General features: G+C 67.3%; 14 protein-coding genes. 4 read left to right on the forward strand and 10 right to left on the reverse strand.

The window, feature by feature from the left end; translation table 11 throughout:
• Positions 1–90 precede the first annotated feature (90 nt).
• Positions 91–699: a Crp/Fnr family transcriptional regulator gene (locus ACMGEZ_RS13045; protein ID WP_436822696.1), complete on the forward strand. Its 609-nt coding sequence runs from the start codon at positions 91–93 to the stop codon at positions 697–699.
• A gap of 1 nt (position 700) precedes the next feature.
• Here ACMGEZ_RS13045 and ACMGEZ_RS13050 read toward each other — a convergent pair whose 3' ends face one another.
• From ACMGEZ_RS13050 to ACMGEZ_RS13065, 4 genes are all read right to left on the reverse strand, one after another.
• A complete protein-coding gene (locus ACMGEZ_RS13050; protein WP_436822697.1) occupies positions 701–1,537 on the reverse strand; it encodes a cytidylate kinase family protein in 837 nt (278 codons plus the stop codon).
• Between the two features lie 15 nt (positions 1,538–1,552).
• Positions 1,553–3,082 (reverse strand): tripartite tricarboxylate transporter permease, encoded by a 1,530-nt coding sequence (locus ACMGEZ_RS13055; protein ID WP_436822698.1) that lies wholly within the window; start codon positions 3,080–3,082, stop codon positions 1,553–1,555.
• A 21-nt stretch (positions 3,083–3,103) separates the two neighbouring features.
• Complete coding sequence (locus tag ACMGEZ_RS13060; protein WP_436822699.1) at positions 3,104–3,625, reverse strand: tripartite tricarboxylate transporter TctB family protein; 522 nt, start codon at positions 3,623–3,625, stop codon at positions 3,104–3,106.
• Positions 3,626–3,719: 94 nt separating this feature from the next.
• Positions 3,720–4,745: a Bug family tripartite tricarboxylate transporter substrate binding protein gene (locus ACMGEZ_RS13065; RefSeq protein ID WP_436822700.1), complete on the reverse strand. Its 1,026-nt coding sequence runs from the start codon at positions 4,743–4,745 to the stop codon at positions 3,720–3,722.
• A 237-nt stretch (positions 4,746–4,982) separates the two neighbouring features.
• Between ACMGEZ_RS13065 and ACMGEZ_RS13070 the strand changes: the two genes are divergently transcribed.
• Positions 4,983–5,219, forward strand: a complete 237-nt coding sequence (locus ACMGEZ_RS13070) for a hypothetical protein (protein ID WP_436822701.1) — start codon at positions 4,983–4,985, stop codon at positions 5,217–5,219.
• A 2-nt stretch (positions 5,220–5,221) separates the two neighbouring features.
• On the opposite strand, the gene ACMGEZ_RS13075 is transcribed toward ACMGEZ_RS13070, so the two are convergent.
• From ACMGEZ_RS13075 to infA, 4 genes are all read right to left on the reverse strand, one after another.
• A complete protein-coding gene (locus tag ACMGEZ_RS13075) occupies positions 5,222–5,548 on the reverse strand; it encodes a hypothetical protein (RefSeq protein ID WP_436822702.1) in 327 nt (108 codons plus the stop codon).
• Positions 5,549–5,614: 66 nt separating this feature from the next.
• On the reverse strand, positions 5,615–5,785 hold the full coding sequence (locus tag ACMGEZ_RS13080; protein ID WP_174263114.1) for a hypothetical protein: 171 nt from the start codon (positions 5,783–5,785) through the stop codon (positions 5,615–5,617).
• Positions 5,786–5,819: 34 nt separating this feature from the next.
• Positions 5,820–7,217, reverse strand: a complete 1,398-nt coding sequence (gene dbpA / locus ACMGEZ_RS13085; RefSeq protein WP_436822703.1) for an ATP-dependent RNA helicase DbpA — start codon at positions 7,215–7,217, stop codon at positions 5,820–5,822.
• Positions 7,218–7,225: 8 nt separating this feature from the next.
• Entirely contained in the window at positions 7,226–7,492 is a 267-nt protein-coding gene (gene infA / locus ACMGEZ_RS13090; RefSeq protein WP_068679401.1) for a translation initiation factor IF-1, read from the reverse strand.
• A gap of 436 nt (positions 7,493–7,928) precedes the next feature.
• Between infA and ACMGEZ_RS13095 the strand changes: the two genes are divergently transcribed.
• On the forward strand, positions 7,929–8,987 hold the full coding sequence (locus tag ACMGEZ_RS13095) for a S1C family serine protease (protein WP_436822704.1): 1,059 nt from the start codon (positions 7,929–7,931) through the stop codon (positions 8,985–8,987).
• Between the two features lies 1 nt (position 8,988).
• Here ACMGEZ_RS13095 and ACMGEZ_RS13100 read toward each other — a convergent pair whose 3' ends face one another.
• Entirely contained in the window at positions 8,989–10,047 is a 1,059-nt protein-coding gene (locus ACMGEZ_RS13100; protein ID WP_436822705.1) for a sugar phosphate isomerase/epimerase family protein, read from the reverse strand.
• A 170-nt stretch (positions 10,048–10,217) separates the two neighbouring features.
• Between ACMGEZ_RS13100 and ACMGEZ_RS13105 the strand changes: the two genes are divergently transcribed.
• A complete protein-coding gene (locus ACMGEZ_RS13105; protein WP_436822706.1) occupies positions 10,218–11,099 on the forward strand; it encodes a gamma-glutamyl-gamma-aminobutyrate hydrolase family protein in 882 nt (293 codons plus the stop codon).
• A gap of 9 nt (positions 11,100–11,108) precedes the next feature.
• Here ACMGEZ_RS13105 and ACMGEZ_RS13110 read toward each other — a convergent pair whose 3' ends face one another.
• Positions 11,109–11,291, reverse strand: a complete 183-nt coding sequence (locus ACMGEZ_RS13110) for a hypothetical protein (RefSeq protein WP_436822707.1) — start codon at positions 11,289–11,291, stop codon at positions 11,109–11,111.
• Positions 11,292–11,309: the final 18 nt, after the last annotated feature.

The raw sequence follows: 11,309 nt of genomic DNA on the forward strand, positions 1-11,309 counted from the left end.
GCTGCAGCCGTTGACCTTGGTCAACTTTCCGGAAAACGACACCGGCCCGATGAACCGGCGGTCGTCGCGATATCGAGCAAGACGGGACCCATGACCCTGTTGGAAAACCACCCGGAGAAAAACATCATTCGTGCCCAGCTCCGGCAGAACATCCTTCTCAAGGACCTGGGCGAGGGCGACCGCGCCGAGCTGGAATCCCACCTCGTCGTGGTGGACGGCAACAAGGGCGACTTCCTGCTGCACCAGGGCGTGCGCGAGATGGAGCAGTACTTCATCCTCGACGGCATCCTCAAGCGGGTGGTGAGCAATTCGGAGGGCAAGGAAATGATCCTTCGCTTTGCCGACGAGAACGACATGGAGACCAGCTACGCCGCGTTGCGGCTGGGCACGCCGACGCCGTACGGCATCGTGTGCGTGACCAAGGCGCGGGTGGCCAGCCTGCCGCTGAAGGAATGGATCGCCTTCCTCAACCGTCACCCGGGCGCCAAGGAGCTGTTCGAGTTCAGCGTGATGCGCGGGATGAGCGAAATCATGGCGCACACCATCACGCTGCACCTGCTGGACGCGCCCGGCCGCGTGCACCGCTTCATGCGCAAGCATCCGGAACTGGTGGATCGCATTCCGAGCAAGGAACTGGCGTCCTATCTCAATCTGTCGGCGGAAACCCTGAGCCGATTGAAGAAGCGCGGAAAGATCTGACTCAGGTCTGCTTCGCCGAGGCGAAGCGGCGCGTGCTGGTCATCAACCTCAATTCGTTGGCCACGCCGGAAACGCCCGGCACTGCCGCCGCCACACGCTCGGCCTCCTCGCGCTCCTCGGCGTCGAGCACGATGCCGCGCAGGCTCACTTCGCTCTGCCTCGCCTGGATGGTGATGCTGGTGTCGCGCGTCTGCGGGTCCTCCTTGAGCGCGGCGCGCACGCGCGCCTCGAGCGCCATGTTGGCCAGCAGCGCGCGCGACTCGGGCGTCTCGGCGAATTCGGGGCGCTGGGTCATCAGGCGGATCTGCTCCACGCAGCTGTCGACCGAGACGCGGTCGGTGTTGAGCACCAGGTCGTAGAGCACCGGATCGCCCCAGGTCACGCCGAACTGCTCGTGCATGCGCGAGGCGTGCGCGTGGTCGCTGCGCCGGATCTCGGTCTCTGCGAAGTCGGCATCGTCGGTGCCGAGATGGGCCATCAGCCACTCGATGCGCTTCTTCAACGAGCGCGTGACGCGCACGCACACCACATGCGGCACCGGCCGCAGCAGGCAGGTGGCGCCCCAGCCGCGCAGCACCACGTTGCCGCCGTCGGCCAGCGAGAACACTTCTTCCGCCGTGTAGAGGGCGACGCTGCGGCGGTCGGTGGTCAGGCGCTCCACGAGGCCGGCCTTGCCATCGCGCAGGCGGCCGATCAGGCTCGTCGACACCTGGGCCCGGTCGGCCACGCGCTCGATGGTTTCATGGCGCATCACGGCCAGGCCGAGCGCGTTGGCAAGCTGCAGCGACACGTCCTTGGCGAGGGAACCCATTTCCTGGGTCATGGCGATGACGGGCATGGCGGTCTCCTCGGTTCAGTCCACCGGCCGCTCGGCGGCGAACTCGTCAGGCTTTTTTGGCTTGATCATCGCCAGCACTTTCGAGATGAGCGGCCAGAACAGCATGGTCAGCGCCAGCGTGGTGATGCTGCCCACCAGCGGGTTCGCCCACATGATCCCGATCTCGCCCTGCGAGACCAGCATGGCCTGGCGGAAGGAGTCCTCGGCCTTGTCGCCGAGCACCAGGGCCAGCACCAGCGGTGCCAGCGGGAAGTCGAGCTTCTTGAAGATGTAGCCCACCACGCCGAAGCCGAGCATGAACCAGATGTCGAGCATCGCGTTGTGCACGGTGTAGGCGCCGATCGCGCAGATCACGATGATCACCGGCGCAATGATCGAGAAGGGAATGCGCAGGATCGAGGCGAACAGCGGCACCGTGCTCAGCACCACGATCAGGCCGACGATGTTGCCCAGGTACATGCTGGCGATCAGCCCCCAGACGAAGTCCTTCTGCTCCACGAAGAGCAGCGGGCCCGGCTGCAGGCCCCAGATCAGCAGGCCGCCCAGCAGCACCGCAGCGGTCGGCGAGCCGGGGATGCCCAGCGCCAACATGGGCAGCAGGGCGCTGGTGCCGGCCGCATGCGCCGCGGTCTCGGGCGCGACCACGCCCTCCATCTCGCCGGTGCCGAACTTGGGCCCCTTCTTCGACATCTTCTTGGCCAGGCCGTAGCTCATGAAGGAGGCCGGCGTGGCGCCACCGGGGGTGATACCCATCCAGATGCCGATGAGCGAGCTGCGCAGCGAGGTCACCCAGTACTGCGGCAGCTGCTTCCAGGTCTGCAGCACCACCTTCGGATCGATCTTGGCGCTCTTGCCGGAGAACTTGAGGCCCTCCTCCATCGACAGCAGGATCTCGCCGATGCCGAACAGGCCGATGACCGCAATCAGGAAGTCGAAGCCGCGCATCAGCTCTGGCTGGCCGAAGGTCAGGCGCAGCTGCCCCGTCACGGTGTCCATGCCGACGCTGGCGAGCGCGAAGCCGAGCGCCATCGAGGCGAGGATCTTGAAGGGCGAGCCCTTGCCCATGCCCACGAAGCTGCAGAAGGTCAACAGGTAGACGGCAAAGAATTCGGGCGAGCCGAACTTGAGCGCGAACTTGGCCACCAGCGGCGCCAGGAAGGTGATCATCACCACCGCCAGGAAGGCACCGACGAAGGACGAGGTAAAGGCGGTGGTGAGCGCCGCGCCCGCCTTGCCCTGCTGGGCCATCGGGTAGCCGTCGAAGGTGGTGGCCACCGACCAGGGCTCGCCGGGGATGTTGAAGAGCACGGAGGTGATCGCCCCGCCGAACAGCGCACCCCAGTAGATGCACGACAGCATGATGATCGCCGAGGTCGGCGACATCGTGAAGGTGAGGGGCAGCAGGATCGCCACGCCGTTGGCGCCGCCCAGCCCGGGCAGCACGCCGATCAGCACACCCAGGATGATCCCGACGAACATCAGCAAGATGTTCATGGGCGTCAGGATCACGGCGAAGCCCTGCATCAGGGCGCTGATTTCATCCATTTCGGGTTCGCTCCGTACGGTTCAATAGCCGAGAAAGCGAAGCGGATCCAGCGAGCCCTTGAACAGCGGCACCTTGAACCAGACTTCGAACATGAGGAAGAAGAGCGCGTTGACGGCGAACGCGATGATCGAGCTCTTCACCCAGGAGTACTTGCCCAGCACCACCATGAAGAGCGCGATGTAGAGCGCCGAGGCGACGTAGAGGCCCAGGAAGGTGACGGCCAGCACGTAGACGGTGGCCGGCACCAGCACCGACAGCACGCGCTTGAGTTGCTCCGAGTCGACGAAGACCTCGGTGTTCCTGTTCTTGCCGAGCAGCGCCTGGTAGAGGATGCCGGCGCCGGAGACGACGATGATCACGCCGATGTAGAAGGGAAAGTAGCCGGCACCCGGACCGTCCGTGGTCCAGCCGGCGCCGAGGCGGCGGCTCTCGTAGACCACGACCAGGCCGATGATCAGCAGGACCGCTGCCACCACCGCCTCGACGATGTTGGTGCGCACGCCGATGCGCACCGGGTTTTCGGAATTCTCGTTGTGCTCCATGGAGCCCCCGTCGTGTATGTCCTGAAAGATCGGAGGCGGAGTTCCCGCCCTCCACCCGGCCGCGCAAGTGCGCGGCGCTCTGTCGCGGTGTCCGCTACTTGGCGCTGGCCATGAAGCCGGCTTCGGTCATCAGCGTGCGGTGGGTGGCCTCTGCAGCAGCGAGCCACTTCGCGAAGGGCTCGCCGGTCATGAAGGTCGGGTTGAATGCACCCTTCTCCATGTACTCCTTCCACTCCGGCGTCGCGGCCACCTTGGTCAGCAGGTCCACGTAGAAGGCGAGCTGGTCGGGCGTCACGCCGGCGGGCATGAAGATGCCGCGGAGCATGGTGTAGTTGGTGGGCACGCCGGCTTCCTTGCAGGTCGGGATGTCGTTCCACGACTGCGTGTCGGTGACCTTGGTCTTGAAGGGCATGCGCTCGTCGTCGAACACGCACAGCGCGCGCAGCTTGCCGGCACGCCACTGGGCAACCGCCTCGATCGGGTTGTTGACGGTGGAGTTCACATGGCCGCCCACCAGCTGCACCGCCACCTCGCCGCCGCCCTTGAACGGCACGTAGATGAACTTGGTGCCGGTGGCCTTCTCCAGCGCGACCGTGATGATCTGGTCTTCCTGCTTGGAGCCGGTGCCGGCCATCTTGAACTTGTTCGGGCCCGCCGCCTTGACCGCGGCGATGTACTCGCTCGCATTCTTGTAAGGCTGGTCGGCGTTGGTCCACAACACGAACTGGTCGAGTGCCAGCATCGCGACGGGCGTCATGTCCTTGTAGTTGAACGGCACGCCGGTGGCCATGGGCGTGGTAAACAGGTTCGACAGCGAGATGATGATCTTGTGCGGATCGCCCTTCGCTTCCTTGACCGCGAGGAAGCCTTCGGCGCCGGCGCCGCCCGACTTGTTGACGACGATCAGCGGCTCCTTCATCAGCTTGTATTTGATGACGATGCCCTGCAGCAGGCGCGCCATCTGGTCGGCGCCGCCGCCGGTGCCGGCCGGGATCACGAACTCCACGGGCTTGGCTGGTTCCCACGCCAGCGCGGGGGTGGCGCCGACGAGTGCGAGAGCGGCGGCGGCAAGCGCCTTGATGCCATGGGTCCGGGCGCGCGAAATGATGCTGTCGATCATGTTGTCTCCTGTTGAAGCTGCGCTCTTCTTGAATGGAATCGCAGTGGAAATCCCAGTGCGGCAATGCTGCGCGTGAGCCGCGAAAGGCGGCTTGACCATGGTCAACTTTTCGGAGATTCCGTATTCGGGTTAGCCCGCGAACGGACGCGCGGAAGGGCCCGCAACGTGGCCGAAAAGGGATTGCGGGTAAACCCTTAAAATCGGCCCATTCCCACCCGCAACCCCAGGAGTTCCCGCATGTCAGCCCTCGACCGCCCGTCAGGCTCGCGCGCATCCGGCGGCTTGGTCGGCGCGTTCAAGGCCTTGGCCGACGAAGCCGGCGCGCTGCTCGACGCCTTGTTCAGCCCCGGCAGGATCATCGAAGAAGTCGAAGAGATGCGCGCGCTGCACCAGCGCGCGAACGGCCTCGAGGCCACCGACCCGCAGCGCGCCGCAGTGCTGCGCTGGCACGCCTCGCGCGTCGGGCTGCGCTGAGCTCAGTGGCTCGTGGGTGGCTGCGCGAAAGGCTCGCCGTTCCAGCCGAGCAGTTCCGCAAGGCGCCGGACGATCCAGCGGGCTTCGGCCGAGGAGACGCCGGCCTCGGGCGTGCTCAGCCCGTCATGGATGCGCGTGAGGATCTCCGCTTCCGACGGCACCTCGACATGGTTCAGCACCTGCGCGTGCGAGACGAGGTGGTTGGCGAGGTCCTCGCAGACCTCGTAGCGCGTCCGCACGGTGGCGATGGGTTCGGCCAACCGCTGCCGCGCGTCGGTATAGAGCGCGAAGAAGGAAGGCGGGATGTGGATCTGGTAGTCGTCGGACATGTGCTGGCCCCAAGAAAAACGCGCCCGAAGGCGCGTCGTTCGTGTGAAGAAAGAAGCCGGCCGGGCTCAGCCGCCCTTCTTGGCCCGCTTGCCCGGGTTCTTCTTGCTGCGGGTCGCGGTGCCGCGCTCCAGGCTCACCTTCTGGCCTCCGCCCATCCTGGGCAGGGTGTAGCCGGACGCTGGAACGGGCTTGGGGGTGGCCTTGCGGTCGGCCTCGGTGCGGATCTTCTGGGTCATGGAAGGCTCGGTCAAAAAAGAAGGAAGGGCGACATTAGGCCACATCGAGCAGCCGTACCTTGACGGAGCGGCCCTTGACGCGACCCGTCGAAAGCTTGTGCGCGGCCTCGCGCGCGATGCGTCGGTCAACCGCGACGTAGGTCGAGAATTCGTTGATGCTGATCTTGCCGACCTGCTCGCGGGTGAAGCCGGCCTCACCGGTCAGCGCGCCCAGCACATCGCCGGCGCGGATCTTGTCCTTGCGGCCGCCGGTGATCTGCAGCGTGGCCATGGGCGGCTGCAACGGGCCTTCAGCATCGCTCGCGGCAGCGGCCAGCGGATGCCACTCGGAAGGGCGGCCCTGGAGCTGCTCGATCTTGCCGACGCGGCCCATCTCGTCGAGGCTGGCCAGGTTGAGTGCCAGGCCTTCGGCGCCGGCGCGGCCGGTGCGGCCGATGCGATGGATATGGACCTCAGGGTCGGGCGTCACGTCGACGTTGATCACGGCCTCGAGTTGCGCAATGTCGAGCCCGCGCGCCGCCACGTCGGTGGCGACCAGCACCGAGCAGCTGCGGTTGGCGAACTGCACCAGCACCTGGTCGCGCTCGCGCTGCTCGAGCTCGCCGAACAGGGCGAGCGCGCTGAAGCCCTGCGCCTGGAGCACCTGCGCCAGGTCGCGGCACTGCTGCTTGGTGTTGCAGAAGGCCAGCGTGCTCTGCGGCCGGAAACTGTTCAGCAGCAGGCCGACGGCGTGCAGCCGCTGGCTGTCGTCCACCTCGTACCAGCGTTGGCGGATCTGGCCTTCCTCGTGCTGCGTCGCGGCCACCGCGATCTGCTGCGGGTTCTTCATGAACTGCGCGGCGAGCTTGGCGATGCCCTCGGGATAGGTGGCGGAGAACAGCAGGGTCTGGCGCTCCTTCGGGCACTGGCGCGCGACCGTCGCGATGTCGTCGAGGAAGCCCATGTCGAGCATGCGATCGGCCTCGTCGAGCACCAGCGTGCCGAGAGCGTCGAGCTTGAGGCTGTCGCGCTCCAGGTGATCGAGCACGCGGCCGGGCGTGCCGACCACGACGTGGGCCCCGTGCGCGAGGCTGGACAGCTGCCCGCGCAGCGCCACGCCGCCGCACAGCGTGACCACCTTGATGTTCTCCTCGGCCCGCGCCAGCCGGCGGATCTCGGCCGTCACCTGGTCGGCCAGCTCGCGCGTCGGGCACAGCACCAGGGCCTGTACCGCGAAGTTGCGCGGGTCGAGCCGGGCCAGCAGCGGGAGCGCGAAGGCGGCGGTCTTGCCGCTGCCGGTCCTGGCCTGGGCGATGAGGTCCGCGCCCCCGAGCGCCGCCGGCAGGCTGGCCGCCTGGATCGGCGTCATCTGCAGGTAGCCGAGCTGCCGCAGGTTCGCCAGCACGGGCGGCGAAAGCGGCAGCGTCGAAAAGTCGACGGCGGGACCGGTCATGTCAGTGCTCAGCGGCGCGGGCCGTTGTTGCCGCCGGTCGGCGGCGGGCCGCGGCGCTCCAGGTGCCGGAACGTGATGCGGCCCTTGGTCAGGTCGTAGGGCGAGAGCTCCAGCGACACCTTGTCGCCCGCCAGGATGCGGATGTGGTGCTTGCGCATCTTGCCGCCGCTGTAGGCGATCAGTTGATGACCGTTGTCCAGGGTCACGCGGTAGCGGGAGTCGGGCAGCACTTCGGTGACTGCACCGTTCATTTCGATCAGTTCTTCCTTGGGCATGAGGACCTCTGAATGTTGCGTGGATGATTTCGAATCGGGCGCCTGCGCAGGGCGACACCGCCTTGCGCCTGGAACAGTGAGAAGGGCGCGGGCCCGCCGGATCTGGCGCCCACCGGAGCGGACAGCGCGCTCTATTCGCTTCAATGGAGTACGAAGGCAGTGGCGGCATTCATGGGCACCCGGTCTGGCGCACCAACACACTGCGTGAGCCGGCCGAGAGAGAGCCTGAGGAACCCAGGTCGGCCGGGGAGTGACGAATGCTTCGTCGACTATCGAAGCGAACCCCGCATTCTAACCGCTCTGGCATGACTGTTGCTGGTTGTCATCCGGCCAGCGCCAAAGCCCATAGGCCCCGGAACGACATCGCGAAGCGTTCTTGCGAGCGCGCGGCCGGCGGCGCACCATGGCATCAACCATCGTTCCGAGGAGCGCGGCCATGAAAGATCCAGCGTCGTCCCGGCGGCTCCAGATGCTCGTCGCCGGGGTCTTCTGGCTGCTCCTGTTGGCCGCGGTGCCGCTGGCCCTCGCCGCCTCGCCGCCACGGCCCGACGCTTCGTCCGCCCAGGTCCAGGCACTGCAGCGCGCGGGCGATGCTGTGGTGGCGCTGCGCGTCACCGCGACCGAAGGCGCGACCTCGGCCGACAGCCTGGGCGCGCGGCGCTCCGGCTCCGGCGTGGTGATCGGGCCCGACGGGTTGATCCTCACGATCGGCTATCTATTGCTCGAGGCCGAGACCATCGAAGTCGTCACGCAGGACGACCGCACCCTCCCCGCGCGCCAGGTCGCTTACGACCTGGCAACCGGCTTCGGCCTGTTGCGGCCGCTGGTGCCCTTGCATGGCATCGCGCCGGTGCCCTTGGCGGGGGTGGCCGGCCTGAGCCTCGGCGAGCCCTTGCTGGTCGCCACCGGCGGCAACAGCGGCACCGAGGTGGGCTTCACCCGGCTGCTGGCCGTGCGGCCCTTCTCGGGCTACTGGGAGTACCACATCGAGTCGGCCCTCTTCACCAGTCCTCCGGTGCCCAACCACAGCGGGGCTGCGCTCTTCAACCGCAACGGCGAGCTGCTGGGCATCGGCAGCCTGTTCGTCCTGGAGGCGGCGGAAGGCCGGGAGCAGCGAATGATCCCGGGCAACATGTTCGTGCCGGTCGAGCTGCTGCAGCCCGTGCTGGACGAGATGCAGGCGACCGGCCGCAGCAGTGCCAGCATCCGGCCCTGGCTGGGCCTGTCGTCGTCGGAGCGCAACGGCCGTGTGCAGATCGAGCGCGTCGACCGCCAGGGGCCGGCGCGGGCAGCCGGGCTCCAGCCGGGGGACGTGGTGCTGGAGGTGGACGGCATCCAGGTGGCCACGCTCGAAGCCTTCTACAAGCAGCTCTGGAAGCGCCCCGCGCCCGACGCCGAGGTGGAGCTCACGGTCCAGCAGGGCTCGGAGACGCGCAAGGTGCGCATCCATGCGGTCGACCGCATGAAGACGCTGCGCAAGCCTACCGGGATCTGACTCAGCCGCGGATACCCAGTATCCGGCGGTTGGCCGCGCTGTCGATGCCGCCGGCCGCGAAGTCGTCGAAGGCCCGGTCGGCCACGCGGATGATGTGGTCGGCGATGAACTGCGCGCCCTCCCGCGCGCCGTCCTCCGGATGCTTGAGGCAGCATTCCCACTCCAGCACCGCCCATCCGGGGAAGTCGTAGGCCGCCATCTTCGAGAAGATGGCGCCGAAGTCGACCTGGCCGTCGCCCAGGGAACGGAAGCGTCCGGCCCGGTCGATCCACGGCTGGAAGCCACCGTAGACGCCCTGCTTGCCGGTCGGATTGAACTCCGCATCCTTCACGTGGAAGATCTTGATGCGCTCGTGGTAGTGGTCGATGTAGGCGAGATAGTCGAGCTGCTGCAGCACGAAGTGGCTGGGGTCGTAGAGCAGGCAGGCGCGCGGATGCTGGCCCACGCGCTCCAGGAACATCTCGTAGCTCACCCCGTCGTGCAGGTCCTCGCCCGGATGGATCTCGTAGCAGACATCGACGCCGGCATCGTCGAAGGCGTTGAGGATCGGCAGCCAGCGCCGTGCAAGTTCGTCGAAGGCCTCTTCGATCAGCCCCGGCGGGCGTGGCGGCCAGGAATAGAAGTAGGGCCAGGCCAGCGCGCCCGAGAAGGTGGCATGCGCCGTGAGGCCGAGGTTCGCCGAAGCCTTGGCCGCGAGGTGCAGCTGCTCGACGGCCCAGGCCTGGCGCTTCACGGGGTCGTTGCGCACCTCCGCGGCCGCGAAGCCGTCGAAGCCCGCGTCGTATGCCGGGTGCACCGCCACCAGCTGGCCCTGGAGGTGGGTCGAGAGCTCGGTGATCCGGATGCCGTGCCGTGCCAACGTGCCCTGCACCTCCTCGCAATAGGTCTTGCTGTCCGCGGCCAGGCGCAGGTCGAAGAGCCGGGCGTCCCAGCTCGGGATCTGCACGCCCTTGTAACCGAGGCTGGCGGCCCAGCCGGCGATCGCATCGAGCGAATCGAAGGGGGCGCTGTCACCCGCGAACTGGGCCAGGAAGATGGCGGGCCCCTGGATGGTCTTCATTCGGTCACTCCTGTGTGGGCGAGTCGCACGCCAAAGACGGCGATCCTATCGCCGCGGCGCTGTCCGACGCAGCGGCGGGGTGTGCTGTCCACGGCGAGGGGCTTTAGAACGTTTCACAATACTCTCACTGTTACCGAAGCCGCGGCGGTTCGCGCGGCGCCTTGATCGCGATGCCACAAACCGTTTCCGGCCGATTGAAGATCGGCCTGTCCGCCTGTTTCTCCCACGCCGACCCGGCGCGCTCGCTGTTCACCAACAAGACGCTCCAGTACGTCGAACAGTCGATCACGCACTGGCTGATGTCCGCCGGCGCGATGGTGGTGATGGTGCCCTGCCCCACCGGCGAGACGGCGCGCGGCGACACCAAGCTCTCGCACTACGCCGAATGGCTCGACGGCGTCGTGATGCACGGCGGCGCGGACGTCTGGCCCGGCAGCTACGGCGAGGTGCCGCTGAAGGACGCCTGGGTCGGCGACCGCGTCCGCGACCTCTACGACCTCGCACTGGTCGAGGCCTTCGAGGAGGCCGGCAAGCCCATCTTCGGCGTGTGCCGCGGCCTGCAGCTCATCAACGTCGCCTTCGGCGGCACGCTCTATCAGGACATCGAGGCGCAGCATCCCAACGCGCTGCGGCACCGCGACCCGGTCACCTACGACCAGAACTTCCACGACATCGGCATCGCGCCGGGCTCGCGGCTGGCGAAGCTCTATCCAGGCATGGAGCGAGCGCGCGTCAACAGCATCCACCATCAGGGCGTGAAGGACCTCGCGCCCGGCTTCGAGGTCGAGGCCTGGAGCATTCCCGACCATGTGCCCGAAGCCATCCGCCGCAAGGACGGACGCGGCCGCAGCTACATCGCCGCCACCCAATGGCATCCGGAGTTCCACAAGTACGGCAGCACAGAGACGGTGGACGACACACCCATCCTGGAAGACTTCCTCTGGGCCTGCGCGACGGCGAAGGTGAGCCCGAGGGGACCGCTGCGTACTGCCCCGGGCCGCATCCGCAACCGCGCCGCGCGGCTGCTGCGGCAGGCGCTGCTGATGCGCTAGTACACCGCGCTAGTCGCGCGAGGAGCGGTTGCGCGTGCCCGTGACGCCCGCGTCGATGGTGCCGAACACCGTCACCCCGCTGCTGCTGCCGATGGTCGGGCGCTCGCCGTCGGCGGTCGCGGGCGACGAGGCACACCCCGAGAGGGCGCCCAGCGCCACGATGAAGCACAAGGCCGAAAAAAGCTTCTTCACTGGATCTTCCTTTCGTCG

The organism is Variovorax stachyos (assembly GCF_051400855.1).
GTDB lineage: Bacteria > Pseudomonadota > Gammaproteobacteria > Burkholderiales > Burkholderiaceae_C > Variovorax.

Bases quoted from the DNA above. Each gene is read 5' to 3' on its own strand.
- ACMGEZ_RS13100 (WP_436822705.1), bottom strand. From the start codon at position 10,047: ATGAAGACCATCCAGGGGCCCGCCATCTTCCTGGCCCAGTTCGCGGGT.
- dbpA (WP_436822703.1), bottom strand. From the start codon at position 7,217: ATGACCGGTCCCGCCGTCGACTTTTCGACGCTGCCGCTTTCGCCGCCC.
- ACMGEZ_RS13045 (WP_436822696.1), top strand. From the start codon at position 91: ATGACCCTGTTGGAAAACCACCCGGAGAAAAACATCATTCGTGCCCAG.
- ACMGEZ_RS13075 (WP_436822702.1), bottom strand. From the start codon at position 5,548: ATGTCCGACGACTACCAGATCCACATCCCGCCTTCCTTCTTCGCGCTC.
- infA (WP_068679401.1), bottom strand. From the start codon at position 7,492: ATGCCCAAGGAAGAACTGATCGAAATGAACGGTGCAGTCACCGAAGTG.
- ACMGEZ_RS13050 (WP_436822697.1), bottom strand. From the start codon at position 1,537: ATGCCCGTCATCGCCATGACCCAGGAAATGGGTTCCCTCGCCAAGGAC.
- ACMGEZ_RS13070 (WP_436822701.1), top strand. From the start codon at position 4,983: ATGTCAGCCCTCGACCGCCCGTCAGGCTCGCGCGCATCCGGCGGCTTG.
- ACMGEZ_RS13105 (WP_436822706.1), top strand. From the start codon at position 10,218: ATGCCACAAACCGTTTCCGGCCGATTGAAGATCGGCCTGTCCGCCTGT.
- ACMGEZ_RS13065 (WP_436822700.1), bottom strand. From the start codon at position 4,745: ATGATCGACAGCATCATTTCGCGCGCCCGGACCCATGGCATCAAGGCG.
- ACMGEZ_RS13055 (WP_436822698.1), bottom strand. From the start codon at position 3,082: ATGGATGAAATCAGCGCCCTGATGCAGGGCTTCGCCGTGATCCTGACG.
- ACMGEZ_RS13095 (WP_436822704.1), top strand. From the start codon at position 7,929: ATGAAAGATCCAGCGTCGTCCCGGCGGCTCCAGATGCTCGTCGCCGGG.
- ACMGEZ_RS13060 (WP_436822699.1), bottom strand. From the start codon at position 3,625: ATGGAGCACAACGAGAATTCCGAAAACCCGGTGCGCATCGGCGTGCGC.
- ACMGEZ_RS13080 (WP_174263114.1), bottom strand. From the start codon at position 5,785: ATGACCCAGAAGATCCGCACCGAGGCCGACCGCAAGGCCACCCCCAAG.